The 19,664-nt window shown below is 66.6% G+C and carries 18 protein-coding genes and 1 pseudogene; 7 read left to right on the top strand and 12 right to left on the bottom strand.

What is annotated here, in order from left to right:
* Positions 1 to 332 precede the first annotated feature (332 nt).
* Entirely contained in the window at positions 333 to 857 is a 525-nt protein-coding gene (locus tag ACLJPX_RS05800; protein ID WP_410599067.1) for an SMI1/KNR4 family protein, read from the bottom strand.
* 192 nt (positions 858 to 1,049) lie between these two features.
* Here ACLJPX_RS05800 and ACLJPX_RS05795 point away from each other — a divergent pair, with 192 nt between their 5' ends.
* Positions 1,050 to 2,408 (top strand): lanthionine synthetase LanC family protein, encoded by a 1,359-nt coding sequence (locus tag ACLJPX_RS05795; RefSeq protein ID WP_410599066.1) that lies wholly within the window; start codon positions 1,050 to 1,052, stop codon positions 2,406 to 2,408.
* A 111-nt stretch (positions 2,409 to 2,519) separates the two neighbouring features.
* On the opposite strand, the gene ACLJPX_RS05790 is transcribed toward ACLJPX_RS05795, so the two are convergent.
* The 6 genes from ACLJPX_RS05790 to ACLJPX_RS05765 all read right to left on the bottom strand — a co-directional run bounded on the left by ACLJPX_RS05790 (position 2,520) and on the right by ACLJPX_RS05765 (position 8,499).
* The gene (locus ACLJPX_RS05790) at positions 2,520 to 3,302 is read right to left on the bottom strand and encodes an IclR family transcriptional regulator (RefSeq protein ID WP_410599065.1); all 783 of its coding nucleotides are present in this window, start codon (positions 3,300 to 3,302) and stop codon (positions 2,520 to 2,522) included.
* A 76-nt stretch (positions 3,303 to 3,378) separates the two neighbouring features.
* Positions 3,379 to 4,653 (bottom strand): SLC13 family permease, encoded by a 1,275-nt coding sequence (locus ACLJPX_RS05785; RefSeq protein WP_410599064.1) that lies wholly within the window; start codon positions 4,651 to 4,653, stop codon positions 3,379 to 3,381.
* 66 nt (positions 4,654 to 4,719) lie between these two features.
* The gene (locus tag ACLJPX_RS05780; RefSeq protein WP_410599063.1) at positions 4,720 to 5,892 is read right to left on the bottom strand and encodes a 2-methylaconitate cis-trans isomerase PrpF family protein; all 1,173 of its coding nucleotides are present in this window, start codon (positions 5,890 to 5,892) and stop codon (positions 4,720 to 4,722) included.
* Positions 5,893 to 5,930: 38 nt separating this feature from the next.
* Positions 5,931 to 6,431: a 3-isopropylmalate dehydratase gene (locus tag ACLJPX_RS05775; RefSeq protein WP_410599062.1), complete on the bottom strand. Its 501-nt coding sequence runs from the start codon at positions 6,429 to 6,431 to the stop codon at positions 5,931 to 5,933.
* Complete coding sequence (locus ACLJPX_RS05770; protein ID WP_410599061.1) at positions 6,428 to 7,672, bottom strand: aconitase/3-isopropylmalate dehydratase large subunit family protein; 1,245 nt, start codon at positions 7,670 to 7,672, stop codon at positions 6,428 to 6,430. Before ACLJPX_RS05770 ends, ACLJPX_RS05775 begins: the two co-directional genes overlap by 4 nt.
* Entirely contained in the window at positions 7,663 to 8,499 is an 837-nt protein-coding gene (locus tag ACLJPX_RS05765; RefSeq protein WP_410599060.1) for an oxaloacetate decarboxylase, read from the bottom strand. Before ACLJPX_RS05765 ends, ACLJPX_RS05770 begins: the two co-directional genes overlap by 10 nt.
* 222 nt (positions 8,500 to 8,721) lie before the next feature.
* Between ACLJPX_RS05765 and ACLJPX_RS05760 the strand changes: the two genes are divergently transcribed.
* The 4 genes from ACLJPX_RS05760 (at position 8,722) to ACLJPX_RS05745 (ending at position 13,075) form a co-directional block, all read left to right on the top strand.
* Complete coding sequence (locus ACLJPX_RS05760) at positions 8,722 to 8,865, top strand: hypothetical protein (protein WP_410599059.1); 144 nt, start codon at positions 8,722 to 8,724, stop codon at positions 8,863 to 8,865.
* A 171-nt stretch (positions 8,866 to 9,036) separates the two neighbouring features.
* Entirely contained in the window at positions 9,037 to 9,654 is a 618-nt protein-coding gene (locus ACLJPX_RS05755; protein WP_410599058.1) for a histone deacetylase, read from the top strand.
* A gap of 529 nt (positions 9,655 to 10,183) precedes the next feature.
* On the top strand, positions 10,184 to 11,872 hold the full coding sequence (locus tag ACLJPX_RS05750; RefSeq protein ID WP_410599057.1) for an esterase/lipase family protein: 1,689 nt from the start codon (positions 10,184 to 10,186) through the stop codon (positions 11,870 to 11,872).
* 243 nt (positions 11,873 to 12,115) lie between these two features.
* Positions 12,116 to 13,075: an aldo/keto reductase gene (locus ACLJPX_RS05745; RefSeq protein WP_410599056.1), complete on the top strand. Its 960-nt coding sequence runs from the start codon at positions 12,116 to 12,118 to the stop codon at positions 13,073 to 13,075.
* A gap of 61 nt (positions 13,076 to 13,136) precedes the next feature.
* On the opposite strand, the gene ACLJPX_RS05740 is transcribed toward ACLJPX_RS05745, so the two are convergent.
* The 3 genes from ACLJPX_RS05740 to ACLJPX_RS05730 all read right to left on the bottom strand — a co-directional run bounded on the left by ACLJPX_RS05740 (position 13,137) and on the right by ACLJPX_RS05730 (position 15,623).
* Positions 13,137 to 14,576, bottom strand: coding sequence for an alpha/beta fold hydrolase (locus ACLJPX_RS05740; RefSeq protein ID WP_410599055.1), 1,440 nt, complete (start codon positions 14,574 to 14,576; stop codon positions 13,137 to 13,139).
* Between the two features lie 187 nt (positions 14,577 to 14,763).
* Positions 14,764 to 15,522 (bottom strand): SDR family NAD(P)-dependent oxidoreductase, encoded by a 759-nt coding sequence (locus ACLJPX_RS05735; protein ID WP_410599054.1) that lies wholly within the window; start codon positions 15,520 to 15,522, stop codon positions 14,764 to 14,766.
* Complete coding sequence (locus ACLJPX_RS05730; RefSeq protein ID WP_410599096.1) at positions 15,519 to 15,623, bottom strand: Atu4866 domain-containing protein; 105 nt, start codon at positions 15,621 to 15,623, stop codon at positions 15,519 to 15,521. Before ACLJPX_RS05730 ends, ACLJPX_RS05735 begins: the two co-directional genes overlap by 4 nt.
* Positions 15,624 to 15,908: 285 nt before the next feature.
* Between ACLJPX_RS05730 and ACLJPX_RS05725 the strand changes: the two genes are divergently transcribed.
* Positions 15,909 to 16,937 carry an LLM class flavin-dependent oxidoreductase gene (locus tag ACLJPX_RS05725; protein WP_410599053.1) on the top strand — a complete coding sequence of 343 codons (1,029 nt, stop codon included), beginning with the start codon at positions 15,909 to 15,911 and terminating at the stop codon, positions 16,935 to 16,937.
* A 200-nt stretch (positions 16,938 to 17,137) separates the two neighbouring features.
* On the opposite strand, the gene ACLJPX_RS05720 is transcribed toward ACLJPX_RS05725, so the two are convergent.
* The gene (locus ACLJPX_RS05720; protein ID WP_410599052.1) at positions 17,138 to 17,611 is read right to left on the bottom strand and encodes a hypothetical protein; all 474 of its coding nucleotides are present in this window, start codon (positions 17,609 to 17,611) and stop codon (positions 17,138 to 17,140) included.
* A 472-nt stretch (positions 17,612 to 18,083) separates the two neighbouring features.
* On the opposite strand from ACLJPX_RS05720, the gene ACLJPX_RS05715 reads away from it, so the two are divergent.
* Positions 18,084 to 19,205: a ricin-type beta-trefoil lectin domain protein gene (locus ACLJPX_RS05715; RefSeq protein WP_410599051.1), complete on the top strand. Its 1,122-nt coding sequence runs from the start codon at positions 18,084 to 18,086 to the stop codon at positions 19,203 to 19,205.
* 46 nt (positions 19,206 to 19,251) lie between these two features.
* Here ACLJPX_RS05715 and ACLJPX_RS05710 read toward each other — a convergent pair.
* Positions 19,252 to 19,440 (bottom strand): annotated as a pseudogene (locus ACLJPX_RS05710) (hypothetical protein); the annotation flags it as partial.
* Positions 19,441 to 19,664: the final 224 nt, after the last annotated feature.

The raw sequence follows: 19,664 nt of genomic DNA, 5'->3' as shown, positions 1-19,664 counted from the left end.
CCGGAACGAGGAGCGCGGAGGACGAACGCGCCCAGGCCCGGCTCACGGAGGTCGCGGACTTCTTCGAGTCCTATGTGGACGCGGGAGAGCAGATGCTGCGAAACAGACGTTCGTAACGCGGCACCTGACCCGCCGCCATACTCCTCGCGAAACGCCATGACGACAAACCTTGGTCACGGTCGTCGAGGACCTGGGTGACTCACTCGAAGAATGCGAGAGTCAGCGGCAGGCGGTCACCATGCGGAGCGTGGAAGAGACTCTCGAGTTGAGGATTCTCGCAACCCCTCCCGAATCCGTTGCTCCTGTTAGGTGGCGGCCCGTGACGTTGTGGCCTATCGCCTGAATTTGATCTTCTTCAAGCGATCGTCGTAGTGTCCGAGGATCGGGTTTCGGATCGTTCCTTCGAGGGTGCCGAGCAGGAACGAGCTGAAGTTTCCGGCGTAGAGGAAGTGGTAGTCGACCAGGTCTCCGGTGACGATCTTCCAGTCGTCCGGTTTCCCTTCGGTAGCCCAGTAGAGGTTCTGTCCGAAGGCGTTGACACCCCACGCGAGAAGCCCGCCCAGGGCGGGGTAGGAGCCGTAGGCGAACTGGTCGGGATCCTCCTCGACCAGTTCGCTGAGTGCGGTTCCTTGGATGACGGCGTTGCTGAGGAAGTTGTCGTACTTGTCGCGGGCGGTGGGATGGGTCAGATACAGGAAGTCGTCCAGCTCGATGGCCGGGTAGTAGTCACAGAACTCTTTGAAGTCCTGGGGGAGTTCCAGCCCGAGTTCGGCCTCGACGTCGCTCCACGACACCGGGGATGGTGTGAAGTCCGGAACTCCCAGCAAGTTCTTCAACCGATCGACCACGTCCGACATACCCCGGCTCCTTCGACGACACGATGCCGTTCCGGATATGTATATCGCGCCCGCTACTATCACCCTCCCGCCGGTGGCGAGCGACTTCGCGCTGCCAACGGCGCTCTTCGCGTCGTGAGCCGCCCGCGGCCCTACGACCGCGGTTGCTGGCAGAGGGGCCGGGTCCCGCCGCGCGGATGCGATGATCGATGGGTGATCTCGGGTAGCGCGCAGGAGTATCGCGGTGTGGCCGAAGCCGCGTGGCGGTGGGTGCTGGATCAGGTCCGTTGGGACGAGGGGCCGTGGATTCCCGAATCGGCGGGAATTTCGGAAATCTCGGAGTACCGCGACACCATGTACAGCGGGGTGGGTGGGCTGGCCTATGTGCTGGCTGAGATCCGGTTCGCCCGGGGTTGGACGGTCGAGGAGCGGGATGTCGCGGAGGCGATCGTCAAACGGCTCACCGGTCGAATCGAGAACGAGGTCGACTGCAGCCTCTTCGGCGGGCTGGTCAGCTCCATCGGCGTGCTGACCGCGCTCGAGGCTCCCGGGGCACAGGCTGCCGTCGACCGGCTGATCACGCTGCGCACCCGGGACGGCTGGCCACAAACAGCCATCGGGCCACCAGATTTCCTGCCGGACGCCCTGGTCAACGATGCCACTCTCGGCACGGCCGGGATCCTGCTCGGCGCGTTGTGGGCCCGACACGCGGGCTTGGCCAACGCCGGTGACCTCGGTGCGCAGGCTGCCGCTGTGCTGATGGCGGACCGGGAGGAGGTGCCGACCGGGACCAACTGGCACTGGGTACCGCACCGGTTCCATGCCGAGCCGGCCAGGCAGATGCCCAACTTCTCGCACGGCCTCGCAGGAATCGCGGCGGCCCTCGCCCTGGCCGGCGCCGAGCTCGACCGGCCGGACCTGACCGGCGCGGCCACCCTTGGCGCGGAACATCTGGTGACGCTGGGCCGCACCGACGGCGAGGGATTCGTCGTGCCGCGCACCATCCCCAGCAAACCGGGCCAGGACGTCCACACCTACAACTGGTGCCACGGCCCCGCCGGCACCTCGCTGCTCTTCCTCGCTCTCGATCTCGCCGGAGTCGAGGACGTCGCGGGTGAACCGCCACTGGCGTGGCATCGCCGATGCCTGCACAGCACTCGTAGCTCCGGCCTGCCCGCCAGACGGCACCCCGGCTTCTGGGACAACGACGGGCGCTGCTGCGGGACGACCGGCGTCGGTGAGGTGTTTCTGGACTCCTGGCAGCGCTTCGGCCGCACCGACGACCTCGAGTTCGCCGTGCATCTGGCCGATACCCTGGTCGAGCGCGCGGTGCGGGACGGACCGCACGCCTACTGGCGATTCATCGAACACCTCGGCGCGGAACCGCTGCTGCCACCGGGGGTCGGCTGGATGCAAGGAGCGGCCGGCATCGCGGCGTTCCTCTTCCGGATCAGCCGCGTCCTGCGGGACGGGCGCGACGCCACCCCTGTCACGCGCATGGACAGCTGGTGGGCACTCCCCACCCCGAGTTCCAGCCCGATCACGCGATCGGGCAGGTCGAAGACCCGTTAGCGCGAACTGTTCCCGCAGCCGGAGTCCAGTGCAGATCGTCAGGCCGCTGAACACCGAGTTCCGGGCTGCCCAGCGACCTGGCGCAGGGTGATGGGTGCGTGAACAGTCCGACTAATGCTCCAGGGCGTCGAGATGCCGGCCGACGGCCGCGGCCGCTTCGAGGAGGCTCGGTACGAACTCCAGTGCGCGGTCTTCGGTCCAGCGCTGTTCGGGACCGGAGATGACCAGGGACATCGAGGAGGTCTCGCCGCGCGCAAAGGGGATGGGCGCGGCGATTCCCTGGACACCGACGTGGTTGGCCCCGCAGGAGAGCGCGTATCCGAGGTCGGCGATGGTTGCGAGCCGATCGCGAAGCCGGTCCGCTTCGGTGCTCGTCAGCCCGGCTCTGATCATGATCACGTCGACGTCGTTTTCGGGGAGCCGGGAGAGGATGGCGTTTCCTCCGCAACCTCGGACGAGCGGGCCTGCGTCACCGACCTGGGCGACCTGGCGCAGCGTGTGCTGCTCGCTTTCCAGCCCGAAGACCAGAACGCTGAGATCACCTACGCGCCTGTGGAGCGTCACCGTCTCGGCGGTGGATTCGACGAGATTCCGAAGGATAGGTCGGGCCGCCGCGTATAGCTGGGTATGCGGGGCGGCGATCGCGGCGAGTCCGGCGAAGGCACGGCCGATGCGGTAGCCGCCCGCGGGGATCCGTTCCGCGTAGTCTTCTTCCTGCAGTACACGGAGAAGCCGGTAAGTGATGCTTTTGTTGAGACCGATCGAGTCGGCGAGTTCCTGGAGCTTGATCGGCTGATGATGGGTGAGTCCCTCCAGAACCCGGAGAGTGCGGCGCGCCGTCTCGGCCCCGCTGGTCTTTCCGCGTTCCGCGCCAGCGTCATCCTGGGATTCCACATAGTGCAACCTACTGGCAAGTGGGTCCGTCGGCAATGAGCCCTCACCTTCCCGACCGGGTGGATCGGCGTCACGGTCACAGCCAGCCGGGTGCGACGAGGACCGCCCAGCTCACCAGCGGTCCGGCGATAGTCATCAGGCCCGCGAACCGGAGCAGGCCGCGATAGACATCTCGTCGCTCCGCTTTCGGTGCGTTCGCCATGGCGATGGCCCCGCCTGTCGAGAAGGGCGAGACGTCCACCAGCGAGGAGGAGATCGCCAGCGCGGTGACGAACCCGATGGCTCCGATCGCTCCTGTGCCGACCAAGGGGACGGTGAGCGGGATGACGGCACCGAGAATGCCTGTTGTCGAGGCGAAAGCGGACACCACGGCACCGATGAGACAGATCAGGAGGGCGGCGATCAGGGGCGAGTCGACCGACGCCACGGTCTCGCCCAGCCAGTCGATCGTCCCGTTGCGCTGGAGCACTCCTACATAGGTGAGGATTCCCGCCATCAACAGCACGATGTCCCAGCTGACTTCCTTCGCCGCGGTCCGGCTCGCCTCCGGGTACGCCAGCGCGAGCACTGCGGCCACGGTCAAGGCGACGAATCCGATGTCGAAGTCGAAGACGAGCGCGCCGGCGATCAGCACGACGAAACCGAGGAGCGTCACGCTTTGCTGCAAGGTCGGCTTAGCGGTGACCGGTGGTGCCGTGGCTGCCCCCGGGCTGTCTTTCGCCCTGGTCATTTCGCGTGGGACGGCGAGGAGCTTTTGGCGCCGGTTGAGGAGCATGAAGGTCGCGACCGCGATCACGGTGCTGATGACGAACGTGCCGGCGAAGAGGACGAGGGGTTCACTTGCCAGTCCGTTGTCCTCTTGCACGCGGTGCACGACCAGGCCGAGCAGACCTGTCGGAGCGAATGAGCCCGCCGTGGATCCCAAGCCGATGAGAATGCTGATGAGCACAGGCCGGACGTTGTACTCGGCGACGAAACCCATCGCCATGGGCACCAGGATCGCTCCGACCGCGGGCGGCAGCGCGCCGATCCCACAGAGCACCGCCGCGAGCAGGAAGAACATCCACGGGATGGTGCTCACCCTGCCGCCCGCGAGCCGGAACGCCCCGTCGACGATCCACTGGACGGTGCCGTTGTTCTTGGCGATGGCGAACAAGTAGGTAACGCCGACGAGGATGACGAACAGGTTGGCAGGAAAAGACTTCAGGACTTGCTCCGGCGACTCGCCGCCGATGATGCCGCCCACCACGAAGGCGGCGACGAGTCCCAGCACCCCCATGTTGATCGGCCGGACGGTGGCGAGCGCGACGACTGTCACGAGTACCGCGATGGACAAGAGCGCAGTGGGCATGGGCGTACTCCCGAGCTAAGCGACGTTGATCGGCTGGGACGTGCGATGGGAACGGGCTGGACGGGCTTACGCGTCGGCGCGGGGGTAGTAAGCGGTGCTGTCCATGAGCCGGCGCGCCGTCCTGCTGAAGCCGAGCATCTCGAAGGACACGGACGGCCATTGCGGAACGGTGCGGGTCACCACCTTGGCCGGGGTGATTCCGGAAGGGTGTCCGATGAGGAGGGTGTCTCCTTCGCTGCGCGCGATCACGGAATTCACGACGGAACGCGGGATCCGTGAGGCCGCGGCGAGACAGATCGACGCTGTGCCCGAGATGCTCTCGTGGAGGCGGTCCATGAAGAGAAGCCGGACTCGCAGGTCCATATTGACCGCCTGGGCGAAGGTGCCGTTCAGGGTGGGATAGCCGGCGGGTTCGCTGACGAACCCGACCATGGGGAGCCCGGGGGACTGCTCGTCGACTCGGCGCCAGTCGGCGCACAAGCCGATCCGTTCCGCGGCCTTGCCTCGGATCTCACGGGCGGTTTCGATCAGGACCGTGTCCCTGTTGATCCGGTCCGCGAGTTCGCTTCCGTCGAGGCCGACGTCGGCGGCTGGGACCCAGACAGTGGGATTACCGGCGTCACAGATCGTGGCGCGGACCGCCGCACCACCGTCGAGATCGATTTTCTCCACCACTTCACCGGTGGGGAGGAGCTTCCCTGTTTTCGCTCCGACCGAATGCGACCAATCCATGACGATCTCGGCTCCCGTGCCCGGCACGCCCGGAATGGCGAAATCTCCGAGAACCCGGGCCCTCCCCAAGTGGACCGGCACGTGGGCGGTCATCACGACCCCGCTGTTGGTGTTGTGGATCCGCACCGGAGTCGTAGGCTCGACGGCTTTGACGAGACCTTCGTCGATCGCGAACGGTCCCACCCCGACGGAGATGTTGCCGCAGTTGCCGGAGTAGTGGACGACCGCGCGTTCGATCTCGACCTGCCCGAAGGTGTAGTCGATGTCGGCGTCGTCGCGTTCGGAAGGGGCGATGATCGCGAGCTTCGAGGTGATCGGCCGGGAACCGCCGAGCCCGTCGACCTGCAGGGGATCCGGTGAGCCCATGAGCCGGACGAGCAGTGCGTCCCGCGTGGGTCCGGGAACGGGCAGGTCGGCTTCGTGGAAGTACAGTCCTTTGCTCGTGCCGCCGCGCATCAACACGCAGTGAACGGTCGCCTGATCTGGTTGCTCGGTCGGCGTGGTCACGGAATTTCCTTTCCTGCAAAGATTACGTCGGTGTCTGATCAGGAGGTCGCGGGTAGGAAGCCGCCCGCGACGAGGCGGGCGAGCAGGCCCCCTTCGTCGAGGATGTCGAGCACGGCGTCCGGCAAAGCCGCTCCTTGAATCCGTTTCCCTCCACGGTCGAGCCAGCCCTCGGCCAGATCGAGCGTGACGACGTCCCCCTCGCCGACCAGCGTGGTGACGCCGGGAACGGTCAGCGCGGGCAGGCCGTTGTTGATGGCATTGCGCAGGAACAGCGAGTTGAATTCCTCCGCGACGATCGCGGCGACACCCAGTTCCCGCATGAGCAGGGCGACGGGACGGCTGGAGCCGATCCCGAAATTCCGTCCTGCCACGAGAATGTCTCCTTCTTCGACCTCGTCCGTCCATCCGGGACGCAGGTCGTAGAACACGTGTTTCGCCGCCTCGGCGGGAGGTAGTTTCATCGCGAAGCCGGGATACATCGCGTCGGTGTTGACGCTGTCGCCGACGACCCACGTTCTTCCAGTGATCCGGTACTTCATGACAGCACCTCCCTGGGGTCGGTGATGCGTCCTGTGCAGGCGGAAACGGCGACGGTCGCGGTGGAGGCCATGTAGATTTCCGCGTCCGTGCTGCCCATCCGGCCGCGGAAGTTGCGGGTGCTCGCGGTCAGGCACACTTCCCCGTCGCCGAGCAGGCCCATGTGATAGCCGAAACAGGCGCCGCACGTCGAATTGGTGACCACCGCGCCCGCTTCGGCGAGGGTTTCCAGATAGCCGAGCTTCGCCGCGTCCCGGTATACGGCTTGGGAAGCCGGAGTGACGATGAGGCGCACGCCGGAGGCGACCTGCCGCCCGTCGAGAATCTCCGCCGCGATGCGCAGGTCGTCGAGCTGCCCGTTCGCGCAGGATCCGATGAAGCACTGATCCAGCCGGCGGGAGTCGACGTCAGCGACCGGCCAGGCGTTTTGACTGACCTTGCCCGGCAAGGCCACGTGGGGTTCCAGCGCGCCGAGATCGATCGCTCGGACCTCCTCGTAGCTTGCGCCGGGATCGGGCGCGGCAGGTACGTAGTCGCCCGCTCCGTGCGCCTCGAGGTAGTCCCCGCATCGCTCGTCGAACTCGAAAACCGTGAAGTCGGCGGAGATCTCCGCCCCCTGGGTGGCTATCGTCCGGCGGTCGTTCATCGGCAACGACGCGAGCCCGGGGCCGCCGAACTCCAGGTTTCGATTGGCGGCGTCGCCGTGCACCCCCGCGATGTGCAGGAACACATCCTTGCCACCGAGGAAGGAGGGCAGGGCCCCGGACAGCTCGTAACGGATGGTCGGCGCCACCGCGTACCAGGTCTCCCCGGTGCACATGATCGAGATGACCTCGGCCGGGCCCAGCCCCCGGGCCGCCGAATTGAACGCCCCCGCGGCACACGTGTGCGAATCGGTGCACGTGAGCACCTGCCCCGGCAACGCGAGCGCGTTCTCGGCGATGACCTGATGGCAGATGCCGTGCCTGCCGACGTCGTAGAACCGCTCGATCCCGAAGTCGGCCGCGAAGGCGCGAGCCCGGATGGCCGCGTTGGCGTCGGTGAGGGTCGGTGCGGGAACGGCGTGATCCATCACGATCGCCACGCGGTCGGGATCGGCGATCTTCAACGGCTGCGTCCAGCTCATGAACATGAGGTCGATGAGGACGTTCATGTCGACCTTGGCCACCACGGTGTCGCCCGCGGTGACCTGCTCCCGGCCCGAGGCACGGGCCAGGATCTTCTCGATCACGGTCATGGCCATACGACTTCGCCCTCCTGATATCGGCGCCCCAGGTCGGCCCACTCTTCGAGCCCGACGGCTCCGAAGAACCCGTCCGGTCCGACGATCTCGCCGGGATCCCGGCCGCCCATCCCCGACAGCGCCGCGGTCACGGCGACGACGGCCGGCGCGAGCAACGCGCCCGGATAGATGGCAAGCCGGTAGCCGAGGGCCTCCAGTTCGTCGTCTCCGATATCGGGTGTCAGCCCGGAAGGAACGACGTTGAACAACAACGGGGCATCGATCTCACCGGCGATCCGCTTGATCTCGTCGCGGGACCGCGGCGCCTCGACGAAGATGAGATCCGCTCCCTCGGCCGCGTACAGGCGGCCCCGCGCGATCGCCTCGTCGATCCCATGGGGACCGAGGGCATCGGTGCGAGCGATGATGACGGTGTTGCGGGTTCTTGCCTCGAGCGCGGCATGCAGCTTGCGCACGAAGTCGTCGGCCGCGACGACTTCCTTGCCCGAGAGGTGCCCGCACCGCTTCGGGAACGTTTGATCTTCCAGCTGGATGGCGGCCACTCCGGCGCGCTCGAGATCGCGAACCGTCCTCACCACGTGGATCGGATTGCCGTAGCCGGTGTCAGCGTCGGCGATCACGGGCACCTGGCTCGCTTCGACCACAACGGCCGCCCGAGCGAGCATCTCGGTGGCTGTCACGAGTCCGATGTCGGGAAGACCGTATCCGGCCGCCGCGACACCCGCGCCGGTCAAGTAGGCGACGGGAAAACCCGCCCGGCGCACAAGGTGCGCGCTCAGACCGTCGTACACGCCCGGAGCACGCACCAGGCCGGGCCCGGTCAGCAAGCCCCTCAGGACGTCCGACGGTGACGCGGCATCGCTCCCGTTCGACACGCTCACAAAGCCTCCGTGTTTCAGACTGTGAAACCTCTTGTTTCAGATTGTGTGCAGGCTGTCATGCCTGTTACTCCATGTCAAACGTCTGGACAGAGTCGAGTCAGGCGAGTTTCACTATGTGAAGAAGCGGCGTCGAGTGCGGTCAGGACACGGCACGTAGGACTGTTCAAAATGGACGCCAACGCCAGTGGACCGTTGTTCCGCTTCGGCATGGTCTTCAGCAGGCACCGGGAGGCTGCGGACTTCGCCGCGGAGCGCGCTCGTGTGCTTGGCCTGGTCTGCTTCGATCCCCAGGATGAACGTCTCGTCACCTGACGGCGGACGATGGGTCAGAAGGTGTGCTGGGCAGGTGACCGCCAGTCCGATGGCACATGGCGCTGTCGGGGAAGCTGTACGCCGGGCGAAGCGGGGGTTGTCGTGAGAACTCTGGACGAGACGGTTGGTGAGTTGCCCGGTTTGGTCTGGTATGCCAGCTACGGTTCGAACATGAACGCCGGGCGGCTCGGCTGTTACCTGGCGGGCGGTGTTCCGGACGGCGGTACCCGGCTCTATCCGGGCTGCCGCGATCGGCGGCCGCCGGCGGATTCCCGAGGGTGTGAACTGCCGGGCGGGATCTATTTCGCGACCATGTCGCCGGTGTGGGGCGGTGGCCGCGCGTTCTACGATCCGGCGCTGCCCGGGCGAGCGTTCGCGCGCGCCTACCTGATCACCGCCGGGCAGTTCGCCGACGTCGTCGCTCAGGAGATGTACCGCGAGCCCGGCACGGACCTCGACCTCGCTCCGGTCCTGGCTACCGGTGCGGCCACGCTCGGTCCTGGCCGCTACGAGACCCTACTCCATGCCGGGGATCTCGACGGGCATCCCGTCCTGACCTTCACCGCACCCTGGGCCGCCGACGAGGTCGCCCCTGTCGCCCCGTCCGCGGCGTACCTGCGGATGCTCGCCACCGGACTGTGCGACGCCCACGGCTGGACTCTGGCCCGAGCCGCCGGGTATCTTGCCGAGCTCTCCGGCGTGCGCGGCACCTGGACCCCGCGGGATCTTCTGGCTGTGCTCAGCTGGCGCGACACCGCGGCGGTCACGCCGACCGAACCGTCGAGCTGAGCGCCGGGCGCACGCCGGTAGCTCTGTCGCGGACCGTGCCCCACGAACGATTACACCCGATGTATCGCGAACCGGGTTCGCAGGATCGCAGTCACCGGCTTGGCCCGTGTTCGCGGGTAGCGGCGCCACAACCGACGGGGCAGGCCATGTAGTCGAGCGAGGCCATCCCGTGGATCGTGAACGCATTGGGCCAAACCAGCGGTTGCGTCGCAGGTGAGGACGGGCAGGTCGCCGCCGGGCCGGTCGAAGTGCAGTTGGACGTAGTCGTGCACGAAGTTCACGGAGTAGAGCCGAGACCCGATCAGCCTGCCCAGCAACTCGTCGGCACGTATCTGTGCGCTGCCATGCAGCCATCCTGCCGTAGCGCGCTCCGTTATCAGTGGAAGCGCACGTCACGACCGATCGATCAGCGGCACGAGCGGGTGTTCACGGATGGTGATCGAGCGTGTAACGCGGCTGCGGCGGCAAGCGACAGTTCACCGGGCCGAGCTCGCGGTGGGCGGCACGAATTCGTTGTGGGAGCAAAGTGGTGACCGAGCTCGTCGAGGTGAGTACGGACGAGGATCCGGTGTTGGACGTCGTTTTCGTGCATGGTCTCGACGGTGACGCCCTCAAGAGTTGGTCGACGAAGCGGAAAGGTTCGTTCTGGCCGGAGTGGCTCTGCCGGGACATCACGGGATTGTCTGTCTGGTCACTGGGGTACGACGCGGCGTCGAGCCGCTGGCTGGGCCATGCGATGCCGATTCAGGACCGGGCGATCAACCTGCTGGCCCTCCTGGAAAGTCGCGGGATCGGGCAGCGTCCGCTGTGTTTCGTCACCCACAGCATGGGTGGGCTCGTGGTCAAGGAAATGCTGCTGCACGCGGCCGACGGCCGCGCCGACTACACCGAATTCGCCACCGCCACACGAGGGGTGGTGTTCCTGGCTACCCCGCACACTGGGTCCGACATCGTCACTCAGGCCGTCTTTCAGGCATTGAGCGTCGTTTACCGCAAGACGAAGGCGGTCGACGCCCTGGAACGCAACAGCGCGCACCTTCGGCAGCTCAACACCAGATACCGCAACTGGGCCGTGGACCAGACGACGGAAATCGAGCACAAGATCTTCTACGAGACCTTGCGGACCAAGGGTGTGCATGTGGTCGACGCCGGCTCGGCCGACCCCGCCATTCCGGGCCAGACAGCCATCCCGGTGGACACGAACCACATCGACATCTGCAAACCCAGTACTCCCAGCGACCTGGTCTACGGCCAGATCAAGCTTTTCATCATCGGAATTGTCACCGCACTGCACACCAGCCCGACTGACACCCTTCAGGATGGCAGCCCGGAGAGCACGGGGCAGCGCAGGACGAGTACTCGGCCAGGTGACGCCTTTGTGAGCGCCCAGAAGGTGGAGCTTCGGGAACGTTCACCGACACGGGCTCATTCTACTCACCGTGTCCGATGGTGGTCACGGTCTGCCATGGTGAAGCGAGTAGCCGTTGCGACGGCGGTGGGCGTTGCCGTTGCCGTGTCGGTGTGGGTGGCAGTCCCCACCGGAAGCTCATCGTCACCGTCGCCCGGCACAACGCAAGCCGTGAGTATGTCAGCCGCGTTGCAGGATGAGTCCTACCGCCTGGTGTTCCCCCTGAACAACGTGCTAGCGAGCGAGCAATCGGTGAAGAGGCTGCACGTAATCATCTCATTCGACAGTGGCGTGGCCTGTGCCGAAGTGCCGCCTGCGGTCATCTTCGATGTCAGCGACGTGGTCGTCGCAGGACCATCGGGCACGATCACGCAAGGTGCCGTATCGGCGGAGAACGGACCGGCGGCAGGATTCAAGGTGCCGGTTTCCGGCTCAATCAACTACGGCTGCGGGTGGAACCAGGTACAACTCAGCTTCACCCCTCCCGGAGCGATAATGAACCGGCTCACCACCACGCCGATTGCGATCGACGTCCCGAGAAAGATCGCCGTCTCTTACCGCAGGATGCCCGACAGCGGCCCGTACGAAGAACGCCTCGCCATGCCGACCCTCGAAGAGCTCGGCGAAGAACGGGTGGTGGCCTTTCGCGCCATAGCGGAAGTCGGCGATGCGAACACGATCGAATCCTGCTTTCTGATTGCTCGCTCAGCAGTGTCAGGGCCCCAAGACTGCGATTACAAACTCGGCAGCTACCAGGTTTTCTGGCGACAGATCCCAGTGAACGCAGGAGAGGTCAGGTACGAGCGATGAACACGTCACAAAACTCAGTTCACCAACGGTGCGTCCACTTCACCGTCGCCTGATGGCTGCGGCTCAGCGGGATCAGCGCGTTGACGATGGTGCCCGCGTAGCGGACTGACTGGACGCCGTGTGTCTAGTGGACTGGCCGGACGGCTGACGCGCCCTGCCCTCAGCACCAGCGCGCGTTACCCGTCCGGGCAAAGATGGCCCGCGCTGAAACCATCCTGGGCGCGACGCGCGTTGAGAGCTGATATGACTGAACTTCACCGGCTCGGGTCGTCCGACCTCCTCGTCTCGCCCCTCTGCCTGGGCGGCAACGTTTTCGGCTGGACCGCCGACCAGGCCCAGTCCTTCGCGGTGCTGGACGCCTACCTTGCCGGAGGCGGCAACTTCGTCGACACCTCCGACTCGTACATGAACTACTATCCGGAGCAGGGCAACGAACCCGGCCAGTCGGAGACCATCATCGGCACCTGGCTCGCCCGCCGCGGCAACCGCGACGACGTGGTCGTGGCGACCAAGGTCGGCGACCACCCGCGCTACCTCGGCCTCGCGCCCGCCACCATCAAGGCCGCCGCCGAGGAGTCGCTGCGGCGGCTGCGCACCGACCACATCGACCTCTACTACACCCACTTCGACCGGGACGAGTCCATTCCGGTCGATGACATCATCGGCGCACTGGACGAACTCGTGCAGGCGGGCAAGGTGCGCGCGATCGGCGCATCCAACATCAGCCCCGAGCGGCTCGCCGCGTCACTGTCTTTCGCCGACAGCGCCGGCACCGCCCGCTATGTGGCGCTCCAGCCGCAGTACAACCTCGTGTCGCGTGACACCTACGAAGGTGCCCGGCGCGACATCGTGCAGCGCGAGGGGCTGGCGTGCGTGCCGTACTTCGCGCTCGCCTCGGGGTTCCTGACCGGCAAGTACCGTCCGGGCCAGACCGTCGAGAACGTACGCAACCTGCCCGGACTGGCGGGTGGCTACGCGGATACCGAACGCGGCGCGCGGGTGCTCGATGCGTTGGCCCAGGTCGCGACCGCTCGCGGAGTGGAGATGACCACCGTGGCGCTGGCCTGGCTCGGGCAGCAGCCGACGGTGACCGCGCCGATCGCCTCCGCGCGCACCGTCGAGCAGTTGCCCGCGCTGCTCGCCGCCCACGACCTGCACCTCTCGGACGTCGAGTTGCACTCGCTCACCTCCGCCTCGTCCTGACCGGTGCTCGCGGTCAGGAAGCACGGCCGCACTGGCGCGGACCGCGCGGTGCCGCTGCTCGTCAGCGCCAGAGTGGGGTTCGCGCCTGGGCCGCCGGGGGGATCGGGGCACCTGGGCAGGTGGCGTTGGAGGTCTTGCCGATGTCGAAGAACTCGACCGCTTTCGAGGCGCACGGCAGGATTGACAGTGAGCCGTGCATGTCGTCCTCGATGGTGAGGAGTGAGCCGCCGATGTGGGCGCGCATGTCGTGGGCCCACGGTAGTGGTGTGACCGATTCGTAGGCGTGGCCCACCAGTTGTAGTGGGCTCTTGCCCGGCTTGAAGTGCCACGTGGTGGCGGGTAATGGCCAGCCGGCGCAGTAGCCGTCGTAGGAGCCGTGGCTGCCGGCGACCGGGAGTTCGGCGGACAGCGCGAGGTGGTTGCGCCAGTGCGCTTCGAAGTCGCGGGGGCCGCTTGATTCGTTGCAGATCACCGCGTTCTGCTGGTCCGGGTTGAACGCCGGGTTCGGATCGTCCCAGCCGAAGCCGGTGCGGGTGGACACGACCACACTAGGCACCTCGCCGCCGGAACGGAGCTTCACCAACTGCCGGGCCGACTCCGGCCATTTGCGGCGGGCTCCGAGGAGCAGGCTGTCGACCGTGTTCCGGTCGGTGGCCTTCGCCCGCAGGTCCAGCAGCGCGTTGGTGACCGCCTCCTTCGTGGCGCCGAAGTGGTAGACGTGGTCGTTGCCTGCCACCCAGCCGGTGAAGTCATGGAAAGAGTTCTCCAGAGCCGTCATCTGGTCGTGGTCGACCGCGGTGAGGTCGAAAGTGGATGTCACGACCGAGTCGAGCAGCATCGCAGCGACGTGCTCGTCGAACAGCGTGCGGTATTGGGCGCCCAGCGCGGTGCCCCAGGAAATCCCGTAGTAGCCGATCTTTTCCTCGCCGAGAGCCTGGCGGATCCGGTCCATGTCGCGGGCGACGTTCGCGGTGGTCAGATTTGCCGTGAACTCCGGGTCCCGTGCGACACAGTCCTGGTAGTGCCGGGCGTCGCGTTCGGACTTGAAGCGGGCTTTTTCCTTGTCGGATAGGGAAGGATCGGGCTGTGTGTTGTCCTGCGGGCAGGACAGCCCGGCGCTGTAGCCGACTCCGCGCGGGGCGAAACCGACGATGTCGTGGTGCACGCCCAGTCCCGCGGCCTTCGAGGCCAGTAGTTCCCGCGGCATGCTCATGCCGTACGCGCCGGGGCCGCCCGGGTTGACCAGGATGACCCCGTCCCGGCCTCCGGTGGCCCTGATCCGGCTCACCGCCAGCTCGAACGTGCGCCCGTCCGGTTTCGTGTAGTCGACCGGCACCGTGATCATGGCGCATTCGGTGCGCTGGTCCTCCGCGGGCCAGCCGTCCGCGATGGTTCGGCACGGCTGCCAAGCCAGGCCGTCCGCAGCCGTTGCCGTTCCCGGCACCAGCTGTACGAGCAGCAGGCCGACAAGTACCGGTCCGGCGAGTTTCTTGATCGACATGAGGCTCATGGTGGCAGCCCGCCGGGCCGGGCCGATCGGCCGATCGGCCACCTCAGGGCGGCGATCGGTCAATTGCCGAGGCGGCTCCGCTCCGAACCACGGCGGGCGAGCCGATGACGCACCCGGTCGCCGCGTATCGACCGCGTCCAGGCATGATGCGCTCTTTCTTCGTGGTGGTTGTGTGGTGTCAGGCGGCGGTGTAGCCGCCGTCGGCGGCGACGACCGCGCCGGTGATGAACCCGGACCGGGGCGAGGCCAGGAAACCGATCACCTCGGCGATCTCCTCGGGCTGCGCGACACGGCCCAAGGGGTGGGCGTCGCCGAAGGAGCGCAGATACTCCCGGCTGTCCGCGCGGAAGTTGTCGAGCATGTCGGTCTCGATCACACCGGGGGCGACGACGTTGGCTCGGATGCCGTGCGGGCCGCCCTCCAGCGCGAGCACCTTGGTCAACTGCGCCAGTGCCCCCTTCGACGCGCTGTAGGCTGCCGCATCGGTGAGGCCGACTGTGCAGGCGAACGAGCCGACGGTGACGATCACACCCCCACCGCGTTCGCTCATCGCCCGGAACGCTTCCCTGGCGTGCAGAAACGTTCCGCGGGCATTGATCGACATCAGCTCGTCCCAGTCGGCCGCGGTGGTCGCGATGATCGGCTTGTTCACCGATCGGCCGGCGTTGCCGACCAGGATGTCCATGCCGCCGAACCGATCGATCGCCGCAGCGACCGACCGCACTGCGACGTCCTCCCGGGACACGTCACCCACCAGTGTGGACACCTGGTCGAATCGGGCGGCGAGATCGTCTACTTCGGGGCGGAGGTCTGTGGCCAGCACTCGCGCGCCGCGGGCGTGCAGCCAGGCGACCGTGGCCGCGCCGACCCCGCGGGCGGCCCCGGTGACCAACGCGACTTTGCCCTCCAGTTCACGATCGGAGCTCGGCCCGCTCATCGCCGGGCCTGCCCAGGGCGATGAGCGGCGCCGCGTGCTTCGTCGTAGCACCCGTCGGTGCGTAATTCCGGCCGGCTATGCCCGTCCGCGGTGACCCACATGATGGCCACGTCGATATCGCTTGTCATACCGACCATCGTCGGCAACGAAGACAGGCGATGGCAGGACGTGTGGTAGCTGGGTGTGCGGCACCCTCCCGGCCGGCGTCGTGCGGGCGGTGGCCGGGAGATCGGGGCTGGTGGGGTGAGAACAGGTTGACATTCACATTAATGGGAATGTTTTGAGATCTGGTCATGATGATGACTGGTGGCCGGTCGGCACCGTTCCGCGTCGGACTCGCTCTGGAGGGTGTCGGCTGGCATCCCGCCGCGTGGCCGGAGTCGTCGATGACCGATCCCGCCGAACTCTTCGGCAGTCGCCATTGGACTGATTGGGGACGTGCGGCCGCGACGGGAGGCATCGACTTCGTGACCCTGGAAGACGGTTTGAGCGCGCAGACCGAGCAGTTCACGGGCGTGCCGGGCGACCCGCGGAAAGTGGTCAGGGGCAGGCTCGATCCGGTGGTAACCGCCGCGATCCTGTTGTCCTCCACCGATATCGGCGAGGTGGTGGTGTCCAGGAACGTGACCCACTCGAATCCCTTCCACGTCGCGACGCAACTGGCGTCGTTGGCCGCGATCGCGCCGGGCCGGGTGACTTTCCGGCCCCAGGTGTCGGCTAACGCGGGTGATGCCACCGTGGTCGGCGGCACGCCGACTCCCCGGCTCGAGCCGGAGGACGTCCGGGCCCCGGTGCGCATCGCTCATCGCCTCCGGGACCTGTTTAGGGACGCGGAGTCCCAGGTGCGCGCGATTCGGAGCCTGTGGTCGACCTTCCCTCACGAGAGCCTGGGTTCCGGGGACGAATTCTGGCGGTCCGGGCTGATCGCACCCCGCGCCTCGGACCATCACCCTGCCGCGGGGCCGCTGAACGTTCCCTTGGCCGTGCCGCCGCGAGTAGCTGCGCTCGCCCACCATGCCTTGGAGCCTTATCGGCTTGCTGCCGCGGTCGCCGACCGGGTCTTTCTCACACCGACCGCCGAGCATCCCGTGCCGGACCTGGTCGCGGCGTTCCGGCAGATCGAGGAGCTGACACCAGATGCCACCAAGACCGAGCTCTATGCCGACATCGCGGTTGTTCTCGGCGACACCGACGAGGGTGCGCGGGCCAGGCTCGCTCACCTGAACCATGTCACCGGCGCGGTCTGGTCGACCGACACCGGCATCTTCACCGGCACCGCCGCCGGGCTCGCCGAAGTCGTGACCGGCTGGCGCGATCAGGACGGGATCGCCGGTGTCCGCCTTCGGCCGGCTGTCCTCGATGAGGACGGGCAACGGATCATCCGCGACCTCGTCCCGTTGATAGCAGCCCCGTGATCACTGCTCGCTGTCAGAAGTCATCCTGTGAATACGCCCCACTGGCACTCCGGCGATACGGTCGACGATAGGGGTTTCGACGCGCCCGCGGATGACATCCGAGACCGGTGATCCAGTTGTCCACAAAGGATCCGTTGCGCCGCGGGATTCGCCGCCGTGGCAATGGGACCGGGGTCTGCTGACAGCCACGGCGCCGTGCATCAGGAGCAGAGTCGAAGGTACTGCGGCTTGAGGATCATGGCCGCGGTGACCTTGGATACGCAGGTCTTGAACCCGAAGACGCACCAGTTGACCTTCTCGCTCCTGACCAGGAGTAGTCCGTACGGCAGGCCCGGATCGCGCGGCGATGTCAGTAGTAGGCCCGCTACGTTGTCCTTGACCTCGAGGGCACTCACCGAAACGGGAGTGGGTGAGGGGACGAGGCGGTCGGGCAACGGTGGAAGTTCCGGGCCGCGTGGACAGAACAGAGCTCGTAGGGCGGGTTCGTCGCCTGAGGTCATCACGTCGGCGATCTCTTCGGCCACACCGTCCGCGGTCGCCTGCGGATCGTCATACACCGTGAAGTAAGCGATGACGGCGATCGTGATGACGAGTACCACCGTCGCGACCAGGATCAGCCACGGACCTCGCCGTCGCCGCGCGGCACCGGCATCGGATGTTCCCGCTGCGTCCACGCCGGTGCTCCTTCCTCTCACGGTGGGCCAACCAGTCTCGCACGGCAGGTCATTCCGGGTTGAGATGGTGGCCGCGCCGATGAGGGAGATCAGCTGGGTCGAGCAAGGGGTGGGCGCCCGGCAAGACCGCCGCGTGCCGGCGGAGGTCCATCAGTCCACGCGGTTCTACCCCGGTCGGTGTAAGCGGTTCCGGCAGATGTCGGCGACTTGCTCGCTTTCGCGCACTTCAAGCGAAAGTGTCCGGTTGTGTCAGTGACAGCGTTGTCGCCGCGCCTTTACGCTCCGCCCTGGATCGATCCAACGACATCTTTCCCTTGCCAAGTAAGGCGGAAGTCACTTGTTCAGATCCAGAATTTGCGCTGTCGTCATCACCTTGCTCGCGTGCGCCGCGCTGGCGGCGCCCGCCACCGCGGCCGACACCGACCGAGTCCAGCCGCTTTCCGACCATCGTGACCGGGGCGCTCAAGCCGCGATGGCGGTGGACATCGGTTCCTACGCCTCGCCCCGTCCCGTGTTCTGTGACGGTGACGGGACCAGCGGCAAGAGAGTGCAGCTGGTCTACGTGCACGGCGAAGGGCAACCCAGTCGCTACCAACAGGTTCGCGGCGCGTTCCAGAGTCAGGCCGCTGAAACCGATGACGCCTTTGTCGAGGCGACGCGGCGGTTCGGCGGAGGCATCCGACATGTCCGCTTCGTCACTGACGGCTCCTGCCGGGCGAAGGTCGACGAGGTGAGTATCCCGGCCGCGGCGCTGAACGACTGGTACAAGGTCAACAACGAGCTCCGTGCGCGCGGCCACAACAGGGCCGATCGCAAGTATGTGGTGTGGAGCGAAGCGAATTCCCAGGGCGATACCGGCTGCGCCGCGATCGGCGGCAACGACGATCGGCCCGGGCCTGAGAACCGCAACAACACCGGACCGCATTACGCGCAGCTCGGCCCGAACTGCTGGGTCGGCTGGGACTTCGTCGGCCACGAGTTCCTGCACACCGTCGGTGCCGTGAACGGCAGCGCCCCGCACGCCTCAGGCGGCGGCCACTGCGACGATGACGAGGACATCATGTGCTACGGCCCCGGTACTCAGAAGATCTGCGGCGGTCACGCGTTCCAGATCGACTGCAACGGCGACGACTACTACAACCCGAACCCACAGGGAGGCAACTACCTGTCGACCCACTGGAACATCGCCGACAGCGATTTCCTTGTCAAGGGTGGTCCGAGCTACGGCGTCGGCGAGGTGGTCGGACTCGCGAGCAAATGCCTCGACGTCCAAGACGGGCGAACAGTCAACGGCACCGCTGTCCAGATCCGTGGTTGCGACGGTTTCAACTCTCAGCGCTGGGCCAGGGTCGGCAACACGCTGACCGCGCTCGGCAAATGCCTGGACGTCGACGGCAGCGGCACCGCGAACGGAACCAGGATCCAGCTCTGGGATTGCAACGGCACAGGCGCACAGGTCTGGGAGGCCGCGGGCAACGGCAACCTGCGCAACCCGCAATCCGGCCGCTGCGTCGACGTTCGCTACTCCTCACCGAACGACGGCACGCCGGTACACCTCTGGGACTGTCATACCGGGGACAACCAGCGTCGGTGAAAAGGTCCTTGATCAGGAACGGGACACCGGCCAGCGGCCCGGTCGGGGTCGCCGCCGCGGCCGCGCGCGCCTGGTCGAAGTAGCGCAACGTGACCGCGCCGAGGGCAGGGTCGAGCTGTTCGATCCGCTCGAACGAGGCCTCGACGAGCTCGGTGGGCTTCACCTCTCCTGAGGTGACGAGCGCGGCCTGATCGGTCGCGTCGAGCCAACGGGCCTGTTCGGAAAAGGAGCTCATTTCTCCTTTCTAACACCGTGGTAGCGACTGCTACGAGTTCAAGTGCAACGCAGTGGTCGATCTGCCTCTTCCCATCACAGATACTGCCTTTCCAACCCACAGATACTGCCCTTTTGCGCCAGGTCCTGTGGCCGCGAACACCGCACCCGCCCGGCTGCGCTCGGCCTGACACGAAACCGGTGGACACCCGAAGCGAGTACGGCTGTCTGCGCGAGAACCGCATT

Source organism: Amycolatopsis sp. lyj-90, assembly GCF_046549035.1.
GTDB lineage: Bacteria > Actinomycetota > Actinomycetes > Mycobacteriales > Pseudonocardiaceae > Amycolatopsis.
The sequence above is the reverse complement of the archived record's forward strand: the minus strand, read 5'-3'. Positions and strand labels throughout refer to the sequence as shown.

Coding starts and splice junctions, on each gene's coding strand:
- ACLJPX_RS05785 (WP_410599064.1), bottom strand. CDS start 4,653: ATGCCCACTGCGCTCTTGTCCATCGCGGTACTCGTGACAGTCGTCGCG.
- ACLJPX_RS05770 (WP_410599061.1), bottom strand. CDS start 7,672: ATGGCCATGACCGTGATCGAGAAGATCCTGGCCCGTGCCTCGGGCCGG.
- ACLJPX_RS05760 (WP_410599059.1), top strand. CDS start 8,722: ATGGACGCCAACGCCAGTGGACCGTTGTTCCGCTTCGGCATGGTCTTC.
- ACLJPX_RS05735 (WP_410599054.1), bottom strand. CDS start 15,522: ATGAGCGGGCCGAGCTCCGATCGTGAACTGGAGGGCAAAGTCGCGTTG.
- ACLJPX_RS05745 (WP_410599056.1), top strand. CDS start 12,116: ATGACTGAACTTCACCGGCTCGGGTCGTCCGACCTCCTCGTCTCGCCC.
- ACLJPX_RS05715 (WP_410599051.1), top strand. CDS start 18,084: ATGGCGGTGGACATCGGTTCCTACGCCTCGCCCCGTCCCGTGTTCTGT.
- ACLJPX_RS05740 (WP_410599055.1), bottom strand. CDS start 14,576: ATGTCGATCAAGAAACTCGCCGGACCGGTACTTGTCGGCCTGCTGCTC.
- ACLJPX_RS05755 (WP_410599058.1), top strand. CDS start 9,037: ATGAACGCCGGGCGGCTCGGCTGTTACCTGGCGGGCGGTGTTCCGGAC.
- ACLJPX_RS05775 (WP_410599062.1), bottom strand. CDS start 6,431: ATGAAGTACCGGATCACTGGAAGAACGTGGGTCGTCGGCGACAGCGTC.
- ACLJPX_RS05725 (WP_410599053.1), top strand. CDS start 15,909: ATGACCGATCCCGCCGAACTCTTCGGCAGTCGCCATTGGACTGATTGG.
- ACLJPX_RS05800 (WP_410599067.1), bottom strand. CDS start 857: ATGTCGGACGTGGTCGATCGGTTGAAGAACTTGCTGGGAGTTCCGGAC.
- ACLJPX_RS05730 (WP_410599096.1), bottom strand. CDS start 15,623: ATGTGGGTCACCGCGGACGGGCATAGCCGGCCGGAATTACGCACCGAC.